This window comes from Roseococcus pinisoli (genome assembly GCF_018413645.1).
GTDB classification, from domain to species: Bacteria; Pseudomonadota; Alphaproteobacteria; order Acetobacterales; family Acetobacteraceae; genus Roseococcus; species Roseococcus pinisoli.
In genome coordinates this window covers 654,011-675,863 of sequence record NZ_JAHCDA010000001.1, presented here as the reverse complement: position 1 = coordinate 675,863, position 21,853 = coordinate 654,011, and the positions used below count along the sequence as shown (strand labels likewise).

The following is a 21,853-nucleotide window of genomic DNA, read 5'->3' as shown; positions in this document are numbered from 1 at the left end:
CTGCCACCCTGGCCCGGCACGATGCATGGTCAGCCGTCGCGATCCCTCAGCGTGGCGGTCCTCGCCCGACAAACGCAAGGGGATTGAGAGCTAGCCGTTCGGCCGCAGGATCTGCCGCAGCACCGTGCCGTCCGACAGGCGGTCGAAGCCGAGATTGATCTCATCCAGGGAGACGAAGCCGCTCTTCAGCCGGTCCACGGGCAGCTTGCCGCGCCGGTAGAGCGACAGCAGCATCGGCAGGTCCCGCTGCGGGACGCAGCTGCCCATGTAGCTGCCGCGGATGCTGCGCTCCTCGCTCACCAGCGCCGCGTGCAGGTAGGAGAATTTCGAGGCGACGTTCGGCAGGCCCGCGCTGATGGTGCTGCCGCCGCGCGCGGTGATGGCATAGGCCAGTTCCAACGCTGGGATGCTGCCCGCGGTTTCGATCACCGTGTCCACGCCGCCCGCCGTCGCGTCGCGCACGGCCGCCGCGCAGTCGGCATTCCCGGCGAGGAAGGTATCGGTCGCGCCCCATTCCTTCGCGAGCTCCAGCTTCTGCGTGCTGGTGTCGACGGCGATGATGCGCGAGGCGCCGGCGGCGACGGCCGCCATCAGCGCGTTCATGCCCACGCCGCCGAGGCCGACGATGGCGATCTCCTCGCCCGGCCGCAGCCGCGCGGTGTTGAGGACCGCGCCAGCGCCCGTCATGACCGCGCAGCCGAAGATGGCCGCGTCCTCGAGCGGAATGTCGGGGTCGATCTTCACCAGGCTGTCGCGCATCACCACGGCGAATTGCGCGAAGAGCGAGAGGCCGGAATTGTGGTTGATGGGCTCGCCGTTCAGCCGCTTCAGGCGCTTCGCGCCCGACATGAGCGTGCCCTTGGCGCGCGCGTCGAAGGAGGAAGCGCAGATGTTCGGCCGCCCCCGCACGCAGTAGCGGCACTCGCCGCAACTGGTCACGAAGAGCGCGACCACGTGGTCGCCCGGCTTGAGCCCCGTCACCCCCTCGCCCAGCGCGCGCACGATGCCGGCGCCCTCATGGCCGATGATGATGGGCAGCGGGCGCGGCCGCTGGTTCTCGACCGTCGAGAGGTCGGAATGGCAGAGGCCGGCGGCGGCAATCTCGATCAGCACCTCGCCGGGGCCGGGCGGATCGAGCTCGACCTCCTCAATCTGCATGGGCTGCGTCTCGGCATAGGGGCGCGGCAGGCCCTGGGCGTGCAGAACGGCGGCCTTCATGCGCATGCGGAAACTCCTCCCGGATTTTCCGCAGGCTGGACGCGGACCCGATGTCTGTCCAGCATCCGGGCAGGGAGAGACGCACAATGACCTGGGACCTCTACGCCATCCGCTACGCCACGAATCCGCGGAAGAAGGCGCGCGACAATTTTGTCATCGCCCCGGCCGATCCGCATGACGCGCTGATGCCCATGGACTACTTCGTCTGGGCCGCGGTGAAGGACGGCCGTGCGATCCTGATCGACAGCGGCGCCGACAAGGCCCTCTGCGAGACGCGCGGCAATGACTTCCTGCGCTGCCCGACCGAGGGGCTCAAGGAGATCGGCGTCGACGCGACGAAGATCGAGACGGTCATCAGCACGCATCTGCACTGGGACCATGCGGGCAACTTCTCGCGCTTTCCGCGCGCGCGCTTCCACGCCCAGGCCTGCGAGATCGCGCATGCGACGGGCCCCTGCATGTGCAAGCCCTTCATGCGGCGCGCCTATGACGTGGAGCAGATCGTGGACTTCGTGCGCCTGGTGCATGGCGACCGCGTGCAGTTCCATGAGGGCGAGGGCGTGGTGGCAGACGGCATCACCGTCCGCCATGTCGGCGGGCATGCGGCGGGGCTGCAGGTGGTGCGGGTGCACACGAAGCGCGGCTGGGTCGTCCTCGCCTCAGACGCGATGCACTACTTCGCCAATGGCGAGACGGGGAATCCCTTCCCGGTGATCGTGAACGTGAAGGAATATCTCGACGGGATCGCCATGCTGCCGAGCCTGGGCGAGGGCAGGGACCATGTGATCGCGGGCCATGATCCGCTGGTGCGGTCGATGTACCCGGAAGCGGCGCCGGACGTGTACCGCCTCGACGTGATGCCGGCGGGCTGACGGCCCGCCGGTGCGGGGATCGCGGACGCCAAGGCGGCCGCGATCCGGACCGGTTCAGCCGACCGGGTTGGTCAGCTCGCCGATGCCTTCGACGGCGATCTTCACCACGTCGCCGGTCTTCAGGACCTGCGGCGGCACCATGGCATAGCCGACGCCCTCGGGCGTGCCGGTCATGATCACGTCGCCGGGCAGCAGGGTGAAGCCCTTCGAGAGGTGATGGATGATGTCCTTCACGTCGAAGATCATCTTGCTGGTGCGGCTGGACTGGCGCTGCTCGCCGTTGATCCAGAGCTGGATGGCGAGGTCGGAGGCGTCGAGGTCCTCGGCGGGGATGATCCAGGGGCCGAGGGGGCAGGACTTGTCCAGCGACTTGCCCTTGAACCACTGGCCGTAGCGGCGCTGCAGATCGCGGCCGGTCACGTCATTGGCGATGGTCCAGCCGAAGACGTGGCTGAGCGCGTCCTCCTTCGAGATGTTGGCACCGGGCTTGCCGATGATCAGCGTCAGCTCGGCCTCGTAGTCCAGCCATTCGGTCACGCCGGTGGCGCCATGGTCGGGGATGGTGTCGCCCGGGGCGATGACGCTCTCGGGCGCCTTGGTGAAGAACTGGGGAAACTTCGGCAGCTCGCTGCTGGTGATGCCGCGGGTGCGGTCGCCCTCGGCGACATGGTCCATGTAGTTGCGGCCCACGCAGAAGATGTTGCGCGCCGGACGGGGCAGGGGGGCCAGCAGCTTGGTCGAGGCCAGGGCCACGCGGGCGGCGGCCGGCGGCGCGGCGACCTTCGCGCGGATGGCGGCGACGGCAGGCGCGCCCTCGGCGATGACGGCCGCGAGGTCGGCATAGGGAAGGCCGGCAGCCTGGAGGTCGAGAATCTCGGCGTCGCCCAGCATGGCGCCGGGGCGCGGGCCGGCCGCGCTGGAGAAGGTTACGAGCTTGAGCGTCATCTGGCGTTCCTCGGATAGGACTTTCCTCAGGGGAAGGTCTCATCGGCGAAATGACAAGCCCCGGCTGGAACGATCATTTAAAAAATAAGACAATTCATCATTAATGATGAATTCCATCTCGGAATCGCTGATCTGTTCTCCTGAGGCCTGAACGGGTGTTCTACGACCTCATTACACCCGAATTCTGGATACCAAGGATATGGTTGGGATCCGAAAGGAGCTTGCCGGGTCCAGTATTTGGAGGGTCGGCGGCTGCGGGACGCACGCGACACAGCATGGCTTGACGGACGCAGTCCTTCAGGAAAGGTTAAAACGTCGAAAAAATGGTTTGCCGGATCGCGGTTTGTGGGCATTCTCCGGTCGGATTTTAACTGAAGGTGTAACTGGCGATGGCGAACGAACCCGACGTGGCGCGAGTCGCTGCGGCGTTTAACGCGCCTGGGCTGCGTTATCGAAGCTTCGGCAATATGCCGGTGCGGACCGATGCGCCGCGCCGTGAGGCCTCGTCCCAGAGTCCCGAGGTCGTGCTCCGCGAGCTTCGCTCCACTTCCGCGGCGGTACGCCTGGCCGAGGGTGAAGCCAGCCTTCCGCCGCGTGCGTCTGCGGCCATGGACGTCGAAGGCGATACGGTAACCTTCCCGGCTTCGGGATTCACGCCGGCCCCCGTTGCCCCGGCGCCCGCGCCGCCTCCTCCGGCGATGGCGCCCCTGCACGTGGCGCCCACCTTTCCCGTCCAGCCGGCCGTGGCAGCCGCCCCTCCATCCGCACCCATCCCTCCGCCAAGCTTCTTTCCGCCAGCCCCGGTCACGGCCGCGCCGTTGCCGATGCCTGCCCCTACCCTCGATGCCGGCCTGGCAGTGCCGCTTCCCCTCGTGGCGCCGGCAGGGCCTGCCGTTCCGGAATTCACCCTGTTGAATTCGATCCAGGCCGCGCTGGAGTCCCCGCCCGTGGCCGCCCGACCGACGCCAGAGGGCACGTTGGCCCGGCTACGCCAGCAAGTCGCCTCGCCTGCCGGGGCAGTTCAATCGGCCGATCCCGCCGTGACATTTCCATTAGGTGAGGCTATCCGTTCGATGGCCGGGGCCTCCCCGTCGCCGGCACCCCCCAATGATACGTTCGGCGCCGCCCCGCGGTCGTCTTCGCCCTTCTAGACGCCGGAGGCATAATGCCCCTTATCTGCTTTGCGTCCCCTAAGGGCGGTGTCGGCAAGACCACCTTGGCGGCGAATGTTGCCGATGCGCTGCAGCGCCGAGGCCGTCGTGTCCTGGCTATCGATTTCGATGCGCAGAACGCGCTGCGCCTGCACTTCGCGCTGCCGATCACCGACACCTCCGGCTTCATGAGCCAGCTGCCCCAGCGACCCGACTGGCGGACGTTGGTTCGCCGGACGTCCTCGGGCGTTTTCCTCCTGCCGCATGGCGCCACGGATGTGCGTGGGGCCCTCAACCTCGCCCAGGCGCTCGACCGGGAACCGGAGCTTCTCGCCGCGCCGATGCGCGAGATCCTGGCCGACCCCAACCTCGTGGTGATCGCCGATACCCCGCCCGGCGCCTCGCATGCGCTCAGCATCCTGGCCCCGATGTCGAACATGGTCTGCGCTGTGCTGCTGGCCGATGCCACCAGCGCGGCGCTGGTGCCGGAGATCAGCAATGGCAGCTTCCTGGGAGGCGGCACCATAGCCAACCTCATGGCAGGTCGGCTTCGCGTCATTCTCAACGGGATCGAGCCCAAGTCGCGCCTGTCGAGAGCGGTCTCGGAAATGTTGACGAGGCATCTCGGCCCTCGCCTCCTCGGCGCGATCTGCCGGGAGGAAATGATGGCCGAGGCGGTTGCCGCGCAACGCTTCCTGCTCGATGTCGCGCCTGGCAGCCAGGCGGCCCTGGATCTGCAGGAAACCACCACCGCCATCGAGGCGGCGCTGGGCGCCGCGCCCGAGCTTTTCGCCGCCCGGGGGGCCATGTGAACGAAATAGCCGCCCATCGCGAGCATCTCGCGCGTCTTCCCTTCATGCGGAACAAGTGGATCGGCTGGCTGGTCACGCTTGTTGGCCTGGTCGCCGCGGCGACCGTCATCACGGTTCCCATGCAGCCTGAGCAGCAGATCATCTTCGCGCTGGGTGGTTTCTTCTTCTACCTGGTCTTCGGCCGCTTCGGCGGGCGCACGGCGACGCTACTGCTGGCGCTGCTCTCTACCATCGTCTCCCTGCGCTACATCTTCTGGCGCATGACGGAGACGCTGGATTTCAGCACCTTCCTGCAGACTTTCTTGGGCACCGGACTGCTCCTGGCCGAGGTCTATGCGGTCATCGCGCTGATCCTGTCCTACTTCCAGACGCTCTGGCCGCTCGAGCGCAAGCCGGCGCCCATGCCGGCCAATGTCGACGAATGGCCGGTCGTGGATGTGTTCATCCCCTCCTACAACGAGCCGCTGGACGTTGTTCGGCCGACCATCTTCGCCGCGCTCGCGCTGGACTGGCCGGCCGAGAAGCTGAACGTCTATCTGCTGGATGACGGCCGTCGCGAGGATTTCCGCCGCTTCGCCGCCGAGGTGGGCTGCGGCTATATCACGCGTTCCGACAACAAGGGCGCGAAGGCCGGCAACATCAACAACGCGCTGGCCCAGACTTCCGGCGAATTCGTCGTCGTCTTCGACTGTGACCACGTGCCCACGCGCGGCTTCCTGCAGCTCAGCCTCGGATGGATGCTGCGCGACCACGGCCTCGCGATGGTGCAGACACCGCATCACTTCTACTCGCCCGATCCCTTCGAGCGGAACCTGGCCTCCGGCCAGCGCGTGCCGAATGAGGGTTTGCTCTTCTATGGCCTGATCCAGCAGGGCAACGACTTCTGGGGCGCCACCTTCTTCTGCGGCTCCTGCGCGGTCATGCGGCGCAGCGCGCTCGAGGCCGTGGGCGGTGTGCCGACCGAGACGGTGACCGAGGACTGCCACTGCTCGCTGCGCATGCAGAAGCTCGGCTGGCGTACGGCCTATCTGCGCGTGCCGCTGGCCGCCGGCCTCGCGACCGAGCGGCTGATGCTGCATATCGGCCAGCGTATGCGCTGGGCGCGCGGCATGATCCAGATCATGCGGCTGGAGAACCCGCTCTTCGCCCATGGCCTGAGCCTGCCCCAGCGCCTTTGCTACTTCATGGCGATGTTCCATTTCCTGTTTCCGCTGCCGCGCTTCGTGTTCCTGACGGCGCCGCTGGCCTTCCTCGTCTTCGGCGAAAGCATCATCGCGGCGTCGCCTCTGGCCATCGTCGCCTATGCCGGGCCGCATATCGTCCATTCGATCGTGACGAACTCGCGCATCCAGAAGAACGTGCGCCATTCCTTCTGGTCCGAGATCTACGAGACGGTGCTGACCGTCTATCTGCTGCCGGTCACGCTTGCGACGCTGCTTGATCCCAAGCGCGGCCGTTTCAACGTCACCGACAAGGGCGGCACGCTCGAGGAAGGCTATTTCGACCTGCGGGCCGTGGGGCCGAACATGGTCCTCGCCACGGCGCTGATTTTCGGCGTCCTGCTGGGCGTCTGGGGCCTCTCGACCAATCCGGTGTCCAGCCTGGAGTTCCAGGCTTATGCGCTGAACGTCATCTGGGCGGCCTTCTGCCTCATCACCGTGCTGGCCGGCCTCGCCGTCGGCCGAGAGCGTCGACAGGTCCGCGAGCGCGCGCGTGTCGCGGCGGAAGTCAGCACCACGATTGTCCTGGCCGACGGTCGCCGCATCCCGGGTATCTCGGAGGATATGTCGCTCGGCGGTGCTGCGCTGCGCATGGAGACGCCCGAGCAGATCGGTGAGGACCAACTGGTGATGGTGGAGCTCGACGCCGGTTCGCAGATCGTCCGGGTGCCGGCCGAGGTGCTGCGCTGGCAGGGCGGCCGCGTGAACCTGCGCTTCCTCCCGCAGGACATCCACGATGAGGGCGCCATCGTGATCGCGACGCTCGGGCGTGCCGACGCCTGGGTCGATTGGGACGACATCCGCGCCGACCGTCCGCTGCGCTCGCTGAAGGAAGTATTCGTGTCGATTGGTGGCCTCTTCTCCGGTGGTTCGCAGTTCAGCTTCCGCCGTCGTCAGCGGCGGCATGCCGATCCCTCTGACCGGCCGCCCATGGCGCCGCCCCCGGGCACTGGCCAGGCTCCCCGCCGCCCCGGCGTGCCGGCGGCCATCAGCGGTGCGCTGCTGCTGATGCTGTCCGGCCCGGCGCTGGGCCAGACGCGCACGCCCGGCTCCCCGCTGAACCCGGCGGGCTCCGCCGCCCCGGCCGCACCGGCGCTCTCGCCGCCGCCTGGTGCGCTGCCCGCGCCGCCCGGCATTGGCTCGCCGGCGGCGCCGGTGCTGTCGCCCTCGCCACTGCTACCGCCGATCCTCTCGCCTCAGCCGACAGCCGCTTCGCCGGCCGATCAGGCGCCTGGCACGGACGGCGCCTTGCCGACGCAGGCCGAGGGCCAGGAGGCCCCCACCGGCCGCACCGAAACCCGGACGCTGCGCCAGCTCGGCCTGCGCGGCCCCATGCAGATGCGCGGCGTGTCCGACCTGCAGGGCATCCTCTTCGGCGTGCGCGGCGACGAGGTGGTGACCTCGGCACGGCTCACTTTGCAGGGCGCGACCTCACCCGCGCTCATTCCCGAGCTCAGCCAGATCGCCTTCACGCTCAACGAGCAGTTCGTCGGCACCGTCCAGCCGGACCGTTCGCGGCCGGCCTTCGGCCCGCTCGAATTCCCGATCAATCCCTTCTTCTTCGCCGACGTGAACCGGCTGAACTTCCGCTTCACCGGCCGCTACGCGATCGAGTGCAACGACCCGCTCTCCGGCCTGCTCTGGAGCACAATCTCCGACAACTCGACCCTCTCGCTGCGGCTGGAGCGGCTGCCGGTGACGCGCGACCTTGCGCGCCTGCCCGAGCCCTTCTTCGACCCGCGCCTGCTGCGCGAGCCCCTGTCGCTGCCCATCGTCCTGCCCGAGACTCCGAGCAACGAGGCGCTGCGCTCCGCCGCCATCGTAACTTCGTGGTTCGCGGTGCAGGCCGACTACCGCGGCGCCAACTTCCCGGTGGCGACGGGCCTGCCGCCCCAGGGCAACGCGATCGTCGTCACCACCAGCGTCGATGCGATCCCGGGCCTCGTGCTGCCGCGCCTCGAGGGGCCAACGCTGGCCATCGTGGCCAATCCTTCCGACCCGCACGGCCTGCTGCTGGTCATCGCCGGCCGCAACGGCCAGGAGGCGGTGGCCGCGGCGACCGCGCTCGGCGTGGGCCGCGAGGCCCTCTCCGGCGAGATCGCGACCATCCAGGAGCAGCTGGTTCCGCCCCGCACGGCCTATGACGCGCCGCGCTGGGTGCGCACGGATCGTCCGCTGCGCTTCGGCGAGATCATGGATCCCTCCGAGCTGCAGGCCTTCGGCTATGTGCCCGGCCCGATCGCCGTGCCGTTCCGCACCGCGCCCGATCTCTACACGCCGCGCGAGCGCGCCCTCTCCGCGCTCGTGCGCTTCCGCGCCCCGCCGGGCCCGATCATGGACGTCGCGGTCTCGCGCCTCGATGTCGCGATCAACGACGTCTACCTCCGCTCCGTTCCCCTGCGGGCGGCGGATCTGACCTGGCCCCTGAGCTGGATCCAGCGGCAGTTCGTTTCGCCGGAGATGGACGAGGCACAGATCGCCCTGCCCAGCTACATGCTCTTCGGCCAGAACGAGCTGCAGCTGCGCTTCGACATGCGCCCGCTGCATCGCGGCGACTGCATCGCCGTGCCGGGCGACATCCGCGCCTCGGTGGATCCGGACAGCACGATCGACCTGACGGGCGCCTACCGCTTCACGACGCTGCCGAACCTGGCCTTCTTCGTGAGCTCGGGCTTCCCCTTCACGAAGTTCGCCGACCTCTCCGAGACGGCGGTGGTGCTGCCGGAGCGGCCGAGCCAGCAGGAGCTGGAAGCCTTCTTCACGATGACGGGCCGCATCGCGGCGCTGGTCGGCTATCCGCCCGTGAACATGCAGGTGATCCGACCCGGCGCGCTGCAGGAGAATGCCGACAAGGACCTGATCGTGATCGGCACGCTCGGCCGGCAGCCCGCCCTGCAGACCCTGCTGCGCGACGCGAGCCCGCTGCGGGCCGACGGCAATCGGCTCACCGTGCAGCTGAACGACGGCATGGGCGATTTCCGCAACCTCTTCGGCGGCGACCGCCGGGGCGAGCTGGAGCGCGTCTCGGCGCAGCTGGCGGCGCCGGGCGAGGCACTCGGTGCGCTCATCGGCTTCGAGAGCCCGCTGCACGCAGGCCGCTCGGTCGTGGCGTTGACGGGCTCCAGCCCGGCGGGCCTCGAGAACATGGTCGCCGCGCTGCGCGACCCCGAGCAGGTGCCGCGCGTGCAGGGCGATCTCGCGCTGCTCTCGGGCGGCCGGGTCGCGGCTTATCGCGTCAACCGGACCTACGAGGTCGGCCAGCTGCCGCCCTGGCTGTGGCCGGAATTCTACCTGGGCAACAACCCCTGGTACCTCCTCGGCGTCCTGTTCGTCGTGCTGATCCTGGTGCCGGCGCCGCTTTACTGGATCCTGCGCCGCCGTGCGGTGCGGCGCCTGCGGGAGCGCTCGGCGTGACGAGCCGGCCGGTATCCAGCGTCTGGGTGGGGCGCGGCTCATGACGGCCGCGCGTCTCCCCCGTCGCGGCCTGCTGGCGGCGCCGCTCGTCGCGATGGCGGCGGCACCGGCTGTCGCGCAGCAGCAGAGCGGGCTGGTCCAGATCGGCACGCAGGGCTGGCTCTTCCCGGTCTGGGACCGCATCGACGGGCTGGATCAGGCGGCGCTGCGCGACACTGTGCAGGTGGTGTCCAACGCCGTCACCGCGCTGCGCGGCGGGCGGATGGACGTCGTCATGTGCCTGGTGCCCTCGCGCAAGCGGCTCATGCAGCGCTTCCTGGCGCCGGGCGCGCGTCCTTCGCCGGAGGCTGCGCGCCGCTACAGCGTGACCCTCGAGGAAGTGCGGCGCGCGGGTGCCCTGGCGCCCGATCTCGACGCGCATTTCCGTGAGGTCATGCAGCGCACGCCCGAGCGCCAGCTCTTCTGGAAGACGGACACGCATTGGACGCCGGTCGGCGCCGAGGTCGCGGCCATCGAGGTCGCGCGGCAGATGCGCGAGCGGCTCGGCCTGCCGCGCAGTGACCTTCCGGGCACGCGGCTCGGTGACCTGCGGGCCATGACGCTCGCGGCGGGCGATCTCACGCCTTACGTCGGCCAGGCGCAGCGCGCCTCCTATGGCGCCGAGGAATCCTGGATCCGGCAGGTGCTCGCCCCCGAGGGCGCGGCCGCGCTGCTCGACGACGACAAGACCGACGTGACCATCATCGGCACCAGCAACGTGCAACCGCGCTTCGGCTTCCAGCCCGTGCTGTCCAATCAGGTTCTCCGCCCCGTGGCGCTGTCCTGGAAGCCGAACAGTGTCGGCCCGTACTTCACGCTGCTCGAATATCTCAAGAGCGAGGATTTCCGCCGCAACCGGCCGCGCGCGCTGGTCTGGAACCTGCTGGAACCCGACATGGTGACCTCGACCAACAATCCGGCCTGGGGTCAGGCGGCGATGGCGCCCACGACCTTTATCTCCGAGATCCGCCGGCTCGTGGCGGCATGAGGCGCCTTCTTCGTGCGACGCTAGCGGCGGCATTCCTCGCCCTCGCTCCCGGCCTCGCCTTCCAGGCGCAGGCGCAGAGTCAGGTTTACGACCCGGTGCCACCGCGCGGCTCGGCCTATCTCCGCCTCGTGAACGGCCTGGGCGGCGAGGTGCAGGCGCGCCCTGACTTCCTGCCGGCACAGCGGCTCGGTACCGAGCCGGCGCAGCGCATCATGGCCTATACGGCGGTCGAGAACGTGGCCGGCCGGACGCTCCGGCTCGAGTTCCAGGAAGGCCAGCACCGCGGCAACGCGACGCTGCGGGTCGAGCCTGGCAGCTTCAACACCGTGCTGCTGCACCGGACGGCGGACGGCATCGGCGCCACCGCGGTGGTGGACACGGCCGATTTCAACCAGACGCGCTCGCGCATCGCCTTCTACAACGCCCTGCCGGATTGTCCGGCCGCCAGCCTCGCGCTGCTGCCTTCGGGCCCGGCGATCTTCGAGGGTGTGGCGGCACTGGGCACCCGCGCCCGCAGCGTGAACCCGGTGACGGCGCGTGTCGGCGCGAGCTGCGGCGACCGCGCGGCGGCGCCGATCGAGCTGCAGGGCCTCGAGGCGGGCGGCATGTACAGCATCTGGCTCATGGGCTCCGGCAGCGATGTCCGCGGCTTCATGACCCGCGACACGACGGCACGGTATCAGCGATGACGGGCGGGGCATGATGAAGGAAAGGCCGATGATGCCGCACCGGAGCCGTAAGGGCGCGCGTCAGGACACTCGTCGTTCGTCCGCCGCCTACGTGGCCTTCGCCGCGCTTCTCGCCGCGACGGTGCCGGCCCAGGCGCAGGCGCCGGCCGATGTCCGCACCTCCGGCGGCTCGGCGGCGAACAACCTCGTGGAGCAGGCGCAGTTCTGGCAGCAGCAGGGGCACCCGGAGCGGGCCCTGCAGGCCTATGAGCGCCTGCTGGCCGTGGAGCCCAACAACCTCGACGCGCTGAGCGGTGCGGTGGAGACGGCGGCCGTCAGCAACCAGACCGCCGCCGCGCAGCGCCATCTGCAGCAGTTCCGCCGTATAGCGCCGCAGGATGCCCGGCTGACCCGCCTCGGCGATCTCGTGCGGCTTCTCAACGACGATGCCGAAGCCCTGGCGGCGGCGCGCGCGCTGGCCGCGGCGGGCCGCGGCGCCGAGTCGGTGGAACGCTATCGCCAGGTCTTCCGCGACGGCCGCGTCCCTGCGGCGCTGTCCTCCGAATATTACCAGGTGCTGGCCTCGTCCTCCGAGGCCGGCTACCGCGAGGCCGTGCAGGCGCTCAACCGGCAGGTCGCGGCCGCGCCGAACGACACGCGCCTCGCGCTGACCTATGCCCAGATCCTGACCTATCGCGAGGACACCCGCGCCGAGGGCGTCGACCGCCTGCAGCAGCTGGCCCGACGCCCCGCCATGCGCGAGCCGGCGCGGCAGGCCTGGCGGCAGGCGCTGTTATGGCTCGGCGACGAGGCCGAGACGGCCGTCCGAGTCCAGGCCTATCTGTCCGCCTTCCCCGGCGATCGCGAGCTCGAGGCGAAGCTGCAGGCCGCGCAGGGCGGAATTGCGCCTGGACCCGAAGCGCGCATCGTCGGCTGGGCGGAGATCGACCGCCGGGATTATGCCGAGGCCGAACGCCGCTTCAACGCGGCCCTCGCTCTCGACGAGAATGATGCGGAGGCCGTGTTGGGCCTCGCGGTGCTGCGCAAGATCCAGAACCGGATGGACGAGGCGCGCCGCCTGCTGGAGCGCGCGGTCGCCCTGGCGCCGGATCGCGCCGCGGAGTTCACGCGGTCCGTCGGCGACCTCAGGCCCTATTCCACTCGCGCGACCGGCACCGGCGGCGGCGGCTATGTCTCGCCGCCGACGGCCCAGGGCTGGCGTGCGCTTCAACGCGGCGACCTGGACGCGGCGGACCGTCTGGCGCGCCAGGGACTTTCGGCGCGCGGCCAGCAGCGCCTGGATGCGGAGTTGATCCTCGGCCAGGTCGCCCTGCAGCGCCGGGATTACGGGACGGCCGAGACGCGCTTCCGCAACGCCCTGGGTCTGCGGCCGAGCCTGCGCGACGCCCAGACGGGCCTCTATTTCGCGCTGACCGGCCAGGGCCGGATCGCCGAGGCCGATGCGCTGCAGCGCGAGGCGGGGCTGACCATCGCCGGCGCCGGCGAGGCGCGCGCCATCGTCATGCGCGATCGCGCGCTGCTGCTGGACGATCCGGAGGCCCGGCTGGAGGCCCTGCGGCGCGCGCTGGCCCAGGATCCTGGCAATGCCTGGGTGCGGCTCGACGTCGTGCGCCAGCTGCGCGCGATGGATCGGCTGGACGAAGCCCGGGCCCTGCAGGCCCAGATGGAGCAGGACACCAGCGCCGACAGCTCGACGGCCGCGGCCCTTCTGGCGGCTGAGGACGAGCGCTACGGCACCGTGCTGACCCTGCTGGACCGTATCCCGGTCCGGCTGCGCAACAGCGACACGAACCGCCTGCTGGCCAATGCCCGGCGCGAGGCCGAGGTGCGCCAGGTCGAATACCAGGTGCGCGAGGGCCGTCCGGGCGCGCGCGAGGCGCTGCTGGCCCTGGCCGGCCGTCGCGACCCCAGCTTCGCCAGCGGCCCGGCGGCGGTGCGGGCCTTCGCCCGCCTCGGCGACAGCTACGGCGCGGGCCTTGCCGCGCGCGCGGCGCTCGTCGCCAATCCGATGACGACGGCGCAGAACCGCATCGACCTTGCAAGCGCGCTGCTCGAGGCCGACCGGATGGAGGACGCCGCGGCGCTGGCCAATCCGCTCGCGGCCGATACTAGCTTGCCGGTCGAGACGCGGCGTGAGCTCGCGCGGGTGATGGAGCAGGGCGCGGTCCAGCAGGCCGATGCGCTGAACGCCCGCGAGGCGCCGGAGGAAGCCTATCAGGCGCTGCGGCCCAACCTCGAGGCCCAGCCGACCAGCGTGCCGCTGAACATGGCGCTCGTGCGCCTCTATGTCGGCGCGCGCCGCTTCGCCGAGGCGCGGGAGCTCGTGCAGGCCGTGCTGGAGCGCGATCCGCGCAACCTGCAGGCGCGCCTCGCGCTGATCGACGTCGCGACCGCGGAGGGCAACTTTCGCGAGGCGGATGCGCTGCTCACCGAGACGGCCTTCTTCCATCCCAATGACAGCCAGGTGCTGATGGCGGAAAGCCGCGTGGCCCGGGCGCGTGGCGACTATGTGCGCACGCTGCAGGTGCTGGAGCGGGTCGCGGCGCGTCGGCTGGATCACCTGCGGCAGAGCGGGCAGATCGTCGAGGCGGACCAGACCGCCCGCGCCTTCAGCCCCACGCGGCGCGGCACCACCAGCGGCCTCACCGACCGGACCTCGATCCAGATCGCGGAAGAGCTGGTGCGCGCCCGCGACGAGGCGGCGACCTGGCTGCAGGCCGGCGTCCAGATCCAGAGCCGCACGGGCGATGCCGGCCTTTCGCGTGCGACGACGACGGTGGTGCCCGTCGAGGTCTCGACGCCCGTGCCGGGGATCGGCGGGCGCGTCGTGGTCGGGCTCGACACGGTCTCGATGAATGCTGGGCGTCTCGCCAACAACCTCGCGGCGGGGCGCCAGTTCGGCACCAACCCGCTGCTGCCGCAGTCGGAATTCCGCCGGCCCAATGCGGCGGTCGACGGCGCGGCGCTGCGGCTGACCTATCTGCGCAACAACTTCCGCGCCGATATCGGCTCGACGCCGCTTGGCTTCGCCAACCCCACCGTGGTGGGCGGCGTGGAAGTCGTGCCGCGCATCAACGAGCAGTTCCGCGTGCGCATGACCTTCGAGCGCCGCGCCATGACGGACAGCATCCTCTCCTATGCCGGCCAGCGCGAGCGCAACTGGCCGACGAATTGGGGCGGCGTGGTGCGGACCGGCGGCCGGGTGCAGCTGGAATACACGCCGGGCGGACGCTGGGGCGCCTATGCCGGGGTCGGCGGCTATTCGATCGACGGCCAGAACGTGCAGTCGAACAAGCGGATCGAGGCCTCGGTCGGCGCCTACTACAACGTGCTGCGCAACCGGAACCAGAGCCTGACCCTGGGCGTCGGCGGCTTCTACACCGGCTACGACCACAATCTGAGCGGCTTCACCTTCGGCCATGGCGGCTACTTCAGCCCGCAGCAGAGCCTGCAGGGCCAGGTCCAGGCCGAGTATATCGGCCATTGGGGCGACTGGTCCTTCCGCACGGTGGGCGGGGCTGGTTACCAGGCCTATCGCACGAGCTCGAGCGCGGTCTTCCCCACCAATGCCGCCATGCAGGCGCAGCTGGAGCAGGCGGCCGCGCTGGACAGCTCGCTCGCCACGCGCGTCGCGGGCTACCGGAGCACGGGACCGACCGGCTCGATCTTCGCGAACCTGGAATACGCGCTCACGCCGAACCTGCGCCTGGGCGCGGCCGGCCGCTACGAGCGGGTGGGCAACTGGGACGAGGCGGCGGGCTTCTTCTACCTCCGCTGGCGCCTGGATCAGCCGCGGGCGGATCTGCAGCCCTTCTATGACGGCGCGGCCTATCCGCGGCCGAACGTGAACGACCCCATCCAGAGCAGCTACCGGCAGGGACGGCCGGAATGGGTTCAGCTCCCGCAGGGCTCGACCCGGCCGGTCTGGTGAGCCAGGGGATGCGGCTGTGGCTCACGGCCGCCGCCCTGGCCGCCGGGCTCGCCTTGCCCGCCTTCGCGGCATGCCCGGCGCCGCACCGGGGGCTCGCGCTACCGGCGGAAGCGCAGGCGAGCCGGCAACCCTGGCCGCCCTGGGGGGTGGGCGCCGACGCGCTGACGGCGCGGCTGCGGCAGACCAATGTATCGCATAGCCGGCTGGTCTTCCTCGGCGATTCCATCATCGAGGGCTGGCAGGCACAGATCTATCAGCAGTTCTACGGGCATCGCGCGCCGCTGAACCTCGGCCTGGGCGGCGACGCGACCCAGGGCCTGCTGTGGCGGCTGGAGAACGGGCATTGGCCCAACGGGCTGCGCCCCGAGCTCATCGTGCTGATGATCGGCACGAACAATCTCGGCTACGGCTCGACGCCGGAGAATACCGCGGCGGGCATCGGCGCCATCGTGGCCAAGCTGCAGCAGCTTTCGCCGACGTCGCGGATCCTGCTGCTGGGCATCCTGCCGCGCGGGACCACGACGGCCGATCCGGTGCGGCCGCTGGTCGAGCAGACCAACCGCCTCATTGCCTCCTGTGCGGATGGTCGGCGCGTCGTCTTCGCCAATCCTGGCCCGCTGCTGCTCGATGGGGCGGGCAATCTCGGCAACTACGTGTCCTTCGACACGCTCCACCTCACCATGGTCGGCTACGCGATTCTCTCGACGGCGATCGAGCCGATCCTGCGCGACACGCTGCGCTGACGCGGCCTATCGCTCGAGAAAGGCCCGCTCCTCAGGCGTGACGGGCTGGCCGATCACCCGCTCCGGGATTTCCCAGATGACCAGCCGCGGCGGGCTCTCGCGGAAGGTCGCGCCGGAAAAATAGTCCGAGGCGGCGCCGGAGAAGCCGCCGCCCGCCCGGGCCAGATTCGTGACCCTGGTGCCCAGCGCCTCCTGCAGGGCGCCGTGGAAATTGGCGTTCACCGAATAGGAGGAGCCGATCAGCGCCACCTGCGGCGCGCCGGCATCGTCGTCCAGCAGGCCACCGGAGGCCTCGGGCTCGCGGGTATGGGCGAGGTACTGCCGGTCGATCGGCGGCCGCAGCCCGTCGGGCAGGATGTCGAGGCCCATCAGGCGCAGCAGGTCGCCCGGGCCAGGGGTCAGGATGACGTCGCGGGTCGTGGTGAAGCCGCCGGGCCGGTCCAGCGTGAGGCCTGCCGCGCGGGCGGCAATGGCCTGGGCGGCCGTGGCCGCGCCGTCCTGGTTCCAATGGGTGTCCGTGCGCCAATAGGCGTCCTGCCGGGCGGTCAGGGCCTGCAGCGGCGCCAGCAGCGGCAGGGGGGAGAGGTTCCTAGCCTCCAGCGCGGCGAGGAAGCGGTCGTGACGCGCGGCCGCCTGGGCGGAAAGCGGCGCGCCGCAGAGCCGGTCGCCATGCACCCGCGCCTTGTCCGGCACCACCGCCACCAGCAGGGCGATGTTCCGCGCGGCCAGCCGGTCGCGGATGCGTGCCAGCGCCGCGACGCGCTCGCCCATCGCGGCCTCGGCATCGGGCCAGGGGCGGAGTTCCTCGTTCAGGAAGAGCCAGCCGTCGCAGCCCACACGCACCTGCGGCCCGCCGGAGCGGAACAAGCCCCAGCGGAACAGGCCGCCGGCCGCGCGCGCCCAGGGGTCGATGGGCAGGTTGTGGGCCATGATGTGGTTGATCGCCGCGGCCGTCCGCCCGGCGATGAAGGCCTCGCCGGTCAGCGTGGGCTGCAGACGCTGCTGCGCCGCCGGGAGGGCGATGGCGCGCAGCCCCTCGGAGAAGCCCCAGGCGAGGATGGCGATGACCATGACGGCCTGCCAGAGGGCGATCTTGCGAAGCCAGTTCCGAATCCGCATCGCGCCCTCAGAACTGGAAATAGAGGAAGGGGACGGCGGCGCGGCTGTAGAGCAGGATCATGCCCAGCACGAAGCCCGCCAGGGGCGCCGCGGCCCAGCCGTAGCGCCAGAAGGCGCCCATGCTTTGCGGTGCCCGCAGAAAGGGAAGGTGCTCGCCCAGCAGCGGCAGATAGACCAGCACCGTCGCGATCAGCAGGCACCACCACTGGTCCGGCGTCACCTGCCAGGCCAACTCGTCGGAGACCCTGAGGCTGCCGGGCGTGAACATGGCGCCGTACATCGCCAGCGCATTGCCCATGTCGTGCGCGCGGAAGGCGACCCAGCCGAGGATCACTACCAGCATCAGCAGGAGATGGCCGGGCAGGTAGGGCATCGGGCCCCTGCCGGCGGCGCGCCAGGCGCGATGGAGGGCGAGCAGGCTGCCGTGCCAGAAGCCCCAGAAGATGAAGGTCCAGTTGGCGCCGTGCCACAGGCCGCCGATCACCATGGTCAGTAGCAGGTTGGCATAGGTGCGGAAGGAGCCTTTCCGGTTCCCGCCGAGCGAGATGTAGAGGTAGTCGCGCAGGAAGCGGCTCAGCGTCATGTGCCAGCGCTGCCAGAATTCCTGGATGTTCCCCGACAGGTAGGGATTGTTGAAGTTCTCCGGGAAGCGGAAGGCGCACATCTGCGCGAGGCCGATGGCCATCGCCGAATAGCCCGCGAAGTCGAAGAAGAGCTGCAGCGTGTAGCCGACGGCGCCGGCCCAGGCGTCGGCCATGCTGGGATTGGGCAGCGCATAGACGGCGTCCACCATGGGCGAGATGGTGTCGGCGATCAGCACCTTCATGCAGAAGCCGATCATGAAGCGCCGCGCGCCCAGCCCGAACTTCTCGAGCGTGTGGACGCGGTGCTTCAGGTCCTCCTGGAGCTCGGCGTAGCGCACGATGGGGCCGGCGATGAGCTGGCTGAAGATGGCCTTGTAGGCCGCGTAGGAGACGAAGCTGCGGCTGACCGGAACGGTGCCGCGCCAGACGTCGACCAGGTAGCTGACCGATTGCAGCACGTAGAAGGAGAGGCCGATCGGCAGGATGATCTCCGACCAGGCCGTGGGCGTCAGGCCCAGCGCGGTGACCGCGTCATTGAAGGTCTGCACACCGAAATTGGCGTATTTGAAATAGGCCAGCACGCCCAGGATGACGGTGAGGCCGAAGGCCAGCAGCCGGTTCCTCGCTGGCCCGGGCGGGAGGCGATCAATCAGCCGGGCGGTGACGAAGCTGAAGGCCGTGACGAAGACCAGCAGCCCCAGGAAATCCACCCGCCACCAGGCATAGAAGGCCCAGGAGAGGATCAGGATGGTCCAGTTGCGGTGCCGGGCCGGCGTCAGGAAATAAAGGAAAAAGAAGACGGGAAGGAAGAGGAAGAGGAACTCGAAGGAGGCGAAGATCATGCGTCGCGGCCTTCCTTGCGCGGCAAGGATCGGGACCGCATCGCTCCTCCGGAGGCCACGATGCGTTCAGCTGCGCGGCGCATGGTCCTGCCTCAATTCATAGGAGAATTTCTTCGGCCTTAGCATCGCCGACTCGGGTTGCGCAATGCCGCGCGGCCACAACCGTGGAACCCACGAGGCCTTAAACTTTCAGGGGGTGCCCATGCTGTCCCCGGCGGTCGCGGGATGCAGGAAAAGGCATGTATTCCGGAGGCGTACCGCGCAAGCGGAGCGAGGAAGGAGCGTCGCTCAGGCCGTCGCATGCGCCCGTAGATGGGCGATGTCCGCGACCAGCAGTGTCGCCTCATGCGTCGCGGCGAGCACGACCCGCGGCGCCTTGCCGGCGCGGCGCGCCTCTTCCCATCGCGCGGCGCAAAGGCACCAACGGTCGCCGGGCTTGAGGCCGGGGAACTCGTATTCCGGCCGCGGCGTGGAGAGGTCGTTGCCCCTCTCCTGGGAGAAGGCGAGGAATTCGGCCGTCATTTCCACGCAGATGGTGTGGAGGCCGGTATCGGATTCCCCGGTGTTGCAGCAGCCGTCACGGAACCAGCCGGTCAGCGGCGCCATGCTGCAGGGGAGCAGCACGCCGCCCAGAACGTTGCGGGCCACGGGCCGCTCCTCGCGGCGGGGGATGAAACCGTCAGGCATGTCACCATCCCATCCAGCGGGGGCGGAAGAGGGGGCCCGCACCCCCCATCGTCATCGGCGCCGTTTCCACGGCGCGCAGCCCGGGCGGCGGGACCGCCGCCCGGAGGCAGGAGATCAGGCGGCGGCCCGGATGGCCGCGGCCTTCACATCCTCGCTCACGGCGCCGGCGAAGGTCTCGAAGTTCTTCTCGAAGAGGCCGACCAGCTTCTTCGCCGTGGCGTCATAGGCCGCCTTGTCGGCCCAGGAATCGCGCGGGTTGAGGACATTGGCCGGAATGCCCTGCACCGCCTTGGGAATGGCGAGGCCGAAGAAGGGCTCCTGCACGAACTCGACCTGGGCGAGCGAGCCGTCCAGCGCGGCGCGCAGCAGGGCGCGCGTGTGCTGGATGCTCATGCGGCTGCCCGTGCCGTAGGAGCCGCCGGTCCAGCCGGTGTTGACCAGCCACACCTGGGCGCCGTCGCGGGCGATCAGCTCTGCCAGCATCTTGCCGTAGACCTCGGGGTGGCGCGGCAGGAAGGGCGCGCCGAAGCAGCTGGAGAAGGTTGCCTGCGGCTCCTTGCCCAGGCCCTTCTCGGTGCCCGCCACCTTGGCCGTGTAGCCCGACATGAAGTGGTACATGGCCTGCGCCGGGGTCAGCTTGCTGATGGGGGGCAGCACGCCGAAGGCGTCGGCCGTCAGCATCACCACGTTCTTCGGCAGGCCGCCCATGCCGCCCGGCTGCGTGTTCGGGATGAACTCGATCGGGTAGCAGGAGCGCGTGTTCTCGGTCAGCGACCCGTCCTCGAGGTCCAGGCGGCCGTGCTTGTCGGCCACCACGTTCTCCAGGACCGTGCCGAAGCGGTGCGAGGCGTTCCAGATCTGCGGCTCGGCCTCCTGGCTCAGCTTGATGACCTTGGCGTAGCAGCCGCCCTCGAAGTTGAAGACGCCCTTGTCCGACCAGCCATGCTCGTCATCGCCGATCAGCGCGCGCTCAGGATCGGAGGAGAGCGTGGTCTTGCCGGTGCCCGACAGGCCGAAGAACAGCGCCGTGTCGCCTTCCTTGCCCACATTGGCCGAGCAATGCATCGGCAGCACGCCCTGCGCCGGCAGCAGCCAGTTCATGACGGTGAAGATGCTCTTCTTGATCTCGCCGGCGTAGCTGGTGCCGGCAATCGCGATGATCTTCTGGGCGAAGGACAGGCCGATCAGCGTCGTCGAGCCGGGGCGGCCCCCATCCTCGGCGGGAACCGATTCCAGCTCGGGCGCATGCAGGATCGTGTAGTCGGGCGTGAAGCCCGCGAGCTCGGCCTCGGCCGGGCGGATGAACATGTTGCGCGCGAAGAGGGCGTGCCAGGCATTGGTCGTGACCAGGCGCACCTTGATGCGGAACTTCGGGTCGGCGCCGGCATAGAGATCCTGCGTGAAGAGCTCCTTCTGGCTGCCGAGATAGCCGCGGACGCGCTTGAGGAAGACCTCGTACTTCGCCGCGTCGAGCTTCTGGTTGACCTTGCCCCACCAGATCTGAGCGGTCGTCTCGGGCTCGTCCACCACGAACTTGTCGGCGACGGAGCGGCCGGTGTGCTGGCCGGTGAGGCCGATGAAGGCGCCGTCGGCCGACAGGCGACCCTCTTGGCGAACCATGGCCTGCTGGACCAGGGAGGCCGCGGTCAGGTTGGCATGGACGGAGTGAGCGGAGGTGATTCCGGTACCGGCGAGGGGTGCGGTCATAGGGGGTTCCCAGAGAAGCGAGCAGCCAGGATCGATCGCGTGCGACCCCGGCCCGGGCTGTTTCGACGAGACTTGCGACGGAATTAGGGCGGCTAAGCCCTGGTGGCAATGAGAATCAACCGACGCGAGTCGGGATTTGTCGCAAAAAACGTGACCGAGCCCTTTATTGCGATGCAGCATTGCTGGCGCGGCCCAGGCGCGCCGCGCGAATCAGCTCCTTGCGGATGCCCTCGGGCCCGTCGACAGGCGCCGTGAAATCCAGCCGCAGGACGGTTTCCCCCAGCGCGAAATCCAGCCCGTCGACATCCGCCGTGGTGAGCCGCCACGCCCCAGATCCGCCGCCCAGCAGGCCTTGCGCGATGGCGGCGACGGCATCGGCATGGTCGTCGTTCACGTGCTGGAGGATCTCCGCCTCTGCGGCCGCCACCGCCTCCACCGCGGCCGGATCGGGCAGCAGCTCGGCCAGTCGCAGCCGCTTGGCGCGCGCGAAGCCGCCCACCAGCAGGGCCTCGCCGGGCTTCACTTTCCAAAGGGCGAAATCGCCGAAATCGGCATAGATCGCGGCATAGGGATGCCGGGCGAGCCAGCGCGCCTTCAGCTTCGGGTCCTCGATCTGCTCGGCGATTCCCGTGAGGGTAACGCGCGGCGCGGTCTGCGGATTGGCGTCCTGGGCGGGGCCCGTGAAGAGCAGGGCGCAGCGCGGCTGGCGCATCAGCTGCCGCGTATGGGCCGACAGGGTGGAGATCCAGAGCAGGGGCGCGAGGTCCGGCCCGCAGGCGGGCGTGACCAGGCTGGCGAAGGGCTGGCCCTCGAGCTGCGTCGCCAGGGTCGCGGCCCGCGCCGCGCGGATGATCTTCCGGGCCTCGAAGCCCGCCTCGTCGGTCATGGTCCG

14 protein-coding genes are annotated in these 21,853 nt (G+C 69.6%); 7 read left to right on the top strand and 7 right to left on the bottom strand.

From position 1 onward, the window contains the following. Positions 1 to 90 precede the first annotated feature (90 nt). Positions 91 to 1,224: a zinc-dependent alcohol dehydrogenase family protein gene (locus tag KHU32_RS03225; RefSeq protein WP_213668585.1), complete on the bottom strand. Its 1,134-nt coding sequence runs from the start codon at positions 1,222 to 1,224 to the stop codon at positions 91 to 93. A gap of 80 nt (positions 1,225 to 1,304) precedes the next feature. Here KHU32_RS03225 and KHU32_RS03220 point away from each other — a divergent pair, with 80 nt between their 5' ends. Further along, positions 1,305 to 2,090: an N-acyl homoserine lactonase family protein gene (locus tag KHU32_RS03220; protein ID WP_213668584.1), complete on the top strand. Its 786-nt coding sequence runs from the start codon at positions 1,305 to 1,307 to the stop codon at positions 2,088 to 2,090. Positions 2,091 to 2,144: 54 nt separating this feature from the next. Here the strand turns inward: KHU32_RS03220 and KHU32_RS03215 are convergent, their stop codons facing one another. Then, positions 2,145 to 3,035 (bottom strand): fumarylacetoacetate hydrolase family protein, encoded by an 891-nt coding sequence (locus KHU32_RS03215; protein ID WP_213668583.1) that lies wholly within the window; start codon positions 3,033 to 3,035, stop codon positions 2,145 to 2,147. A 1,165-nt stretch (positions 3,036 to 4,200) separates the two neighbouring features. On the opposite strand from KHU32_RS03215, the gene KHU32_RS03210 reads away from it, so the two are divergent. The 6 genes from KHU32_RS03210 to KHU32_RS03185 are packed head-to-tail and all read left to right on the top strand — an operon-like array spanning position 4,201 to position 16,022. Then, entirely contained in the window at positions 4,201 to 4,998 is a 798-nt protein-coding gene (locus KHU32_RS03210) for a cellulose synthase operon protein YhjQ/BcsQ (RefSeq protein ID WP_213668582.1), read from the top strand. Then, the gene (bcsA, locus tag KHU32_RS03205) at positions 4,995 to 9,632 is read left to right on the top strand and encodes a UDP-forming cellulose synthase catalytic subunit (protein ID WP_213668581.1); all 4,638 of its coding nucleotides are present in this window, start codon (positions 4,995 to 4,997) and stop codon (positions 9,630 to 9,632) included. Before KHU32_RS03210 ends, bcsA begins: the two co-directional genes overlap by 4 nt. 40 nt (positions 9,633 to 9,672) lie before the next feature. Beyond that, entirely contained in the window at positions 9,673 to 10,659 is a 987-nt protein-coding gene (locus tag KHU32_RS03200; protein WP_213668580.1) for an alginate O-acetyltransferase AlgX-related protein, read from the top strand. Then, positions 10,656 to 11,348, top strand: a complete 693-nt coding sequence (locus KHU32_RS03195; protein WP_213668579.1) for an ABC transporter permease — start codon at positions 10,656 to 10,658, stop codon at positions 11,346 to 11,348. The genes KHU32_RS03200 and KHU32_RS03195 overlap by 4 nt, the downstream gene beginning before the upstream one ends. A gap of 28 nt (positions 11,349 to 11,376) precedes the next feature. Further along, on the top strand, positions 11,377 to 15,279 hold the full coding sequence (locus KHU32_RS03190) for a cellulose biosynthesis protein BcsC (RefSeq protein ID WP_213668578.1): 3,903 nt from the start codon (positions 11,377 to 11,379) through the stop codon (positions 15,277 to 15,279). Next, positions 15,237 to 16,022 (top strand): GDSL-type esterase/lipase family protein, encoded by a 786-nt coding sequence (locus KHU32_RS03185; RefSeq protein ID WP_213668577.1) that lies wholly within the window; start codon positions 15,237 to 15,239, stop codon positions 16,020 to 16,022. The genes KHU32_RS03190 and KHU32_RS03185 overlap by 43 nt, the downstream gene beginning before the upstream one ends. 6 nt (positions 16,023 to 16,028) lie before the next feature. Here the strand turns inward: KHU32_RS03185 and KHU32_RS03180 are convergent, their stop codons facing one another. The 5 genes from KHU32_RS03180 to KHU32_RS03160 form a co-directional block, all read right to left on the bottom strand. Then, entirely contained in the window at positions 16,029 to 17,141 is a 1,113-nt protein-coding gene (locus KHU32_RS03180; protein ID WP_213668576.1) for an alginate O-acetyltransferase AlgX-related protein, read from the bottom strand. A 7-nt stretch (positions 17,142 to 17,148) separates the two neighbouring features. After that, the gene (locus KHU32_RS03175; RefSeq protein WP_213668575.1) at positions 17,149 to 18,567 is read right to left on the bottom strand and encodes an MBOAT family O-acyltransferase; all 1,419 of its coding nucleotides are present in this window, start codon (positions 18,565 to 18,567) and stop codon (positions 17,149 to 17,151) included. Positions 18,568 to 18,855: 288 nt separating this feature from the next. After that, positions 18,856 to 19,254: a DUF2237 family protein gene (locus KHU32_RS03170; protein WP_213668574.1), complete on the bottom strand. Its 399-nt coding sequence runs from the start codon at positions 19,252 to 19,254 to the stop codon at positions 18,856 to 18,858. A gap of 114 nt (positions 19,255 to 19,368) precedes the next feature. Next, positions 19,369 to 20,961 carry a phosphoenolpyruvate carboxykinase (ATP) gene (pckA, locus tag KHU32_RS03165; RefSeq protein ID WP_213668573.1) on the bottom strand — a complete coding sequence of 531 codons (1,593 nt, stop codon included), beginning with the start codon at positions 20,959 to 20,961 and terminating at the stop codon, positions 19,369 to 19,371. A 163-nt stretch (positions 20,962 to 21,124) separates the two neighbouring features. After that, the gene (locus KHU32_RS03160) at positions 21,125 to 21,847 is read right to left on the bottom strand and encodes a HugZ family pyridoxamine 5'-phosphate oxidase (RefSeq protein ID WP_213668572.1); all 723 of its coding nucleotides are present in this window, start codon (positions 21,845 to 21,847) and stop codon (positions 21,125 to 21,127) included. Between the last annotated feature and the right edge of the window lie 6 nt (positions 21,848 to 21,853).

Excerpts from the sequence above, each read along its gene's own strand:
- KHU32_RS03175 (WP_213668575.1), bottom strand. The coding sequence starts at position 18,567 with ATGATCTTCGCCTCCTTCGAGTTCCTCTTCCTCTTCCTTCCCGTCTTC.
- KHU32_RS03190 (WP_213668578.1), top strand. The coding sequence starts at position 11,377 with ATGATGCCGCACCGGAGCCGTAAGGGCGCGCGTCAGGACACTCGTCGT.
- KHU32_RS03200 (WP_213668580.1), top strand. The coding sequence starts at position 9,673 with ATGACGGCCGCGCGTCTCCCCCGTCGCGGCCTGCTGGCGGCGCCGCTC.
- KHU32_RS03220 (WP_213668584.1), top strand. The coding sequence starts at position 1,305 with ATGACCTGGGACCTCTACGCCATCCGCTACGCCACGAATCCGCGGAAG.
- KHU32_RS03185 (WP_213668577.1), top strand. The coding sequence starts at position 15,237 with ATGGGTTCAGCTCCCGCAGGGCTCGACCCGGCCGGTCTGGTGAGCCAG.
- KHU32_RS03160 (WP_213668572.1), bottom strand. The coding sequence starts at position 21,847 with ATGACCGACGAGGCGGGCTTCGAGGCCCGGAAGATCATCCGCGCGGCG.
- pckA (WP_213668573.1), bottom strand. The coding sequence starts at position 20,961 with ATGACCGCACCCCTCGCCGGTACCGGAATCACCTCCGCTCACTCCGTC.
- KHU32_RS03215 (WP_213668583.1), bottom strand. The coding sequence starts at position 3,035 with ATGACGCTCAAGCTCGTAACCTTCTCCAGCGCGGCCGGCCCGCGCCCC.
- KHU32_RS03210 (WP_213668582.1), top strand. The coding sequence starts at position 4,201 with ATGCCCCTTATCTGCTTTGCGTCCCCTAAGGGCGGTGTCGGCAAGACC.
- KHU32_RS03180 (WP_213668576.1), bottom strand. The coding sequence starts at position 17,141 with ATGCGGATTCGGAACTGGCTTCGCAAGATCGCCCTCTGGCAGGCCGTC.
- KHU32_RS03195 (WP_213668579.1), top strand. The coding sequence starts at position 10,656 with ATGAGGCGCCTTCTTCGTGCGACGCTAGCGGCGGCATTCCTCGCCCTC.
- KHU32_RS03170 (WP_213668574.1), bottom strand. The coding sequence starts at position 19,254 with ATGCCTGACGGTTTCATCCCCCGCCGCGAGGAGCGGCCCGTGGCCCGC.
- KHU32_RS03225 (WP_213668585.1), bottom strand. The coding sequence starts at position 1,224 with ATGCGCATGAAGGCCGCCGTTCTGCACGCCCAGGGCCTGCCGCGCCCC.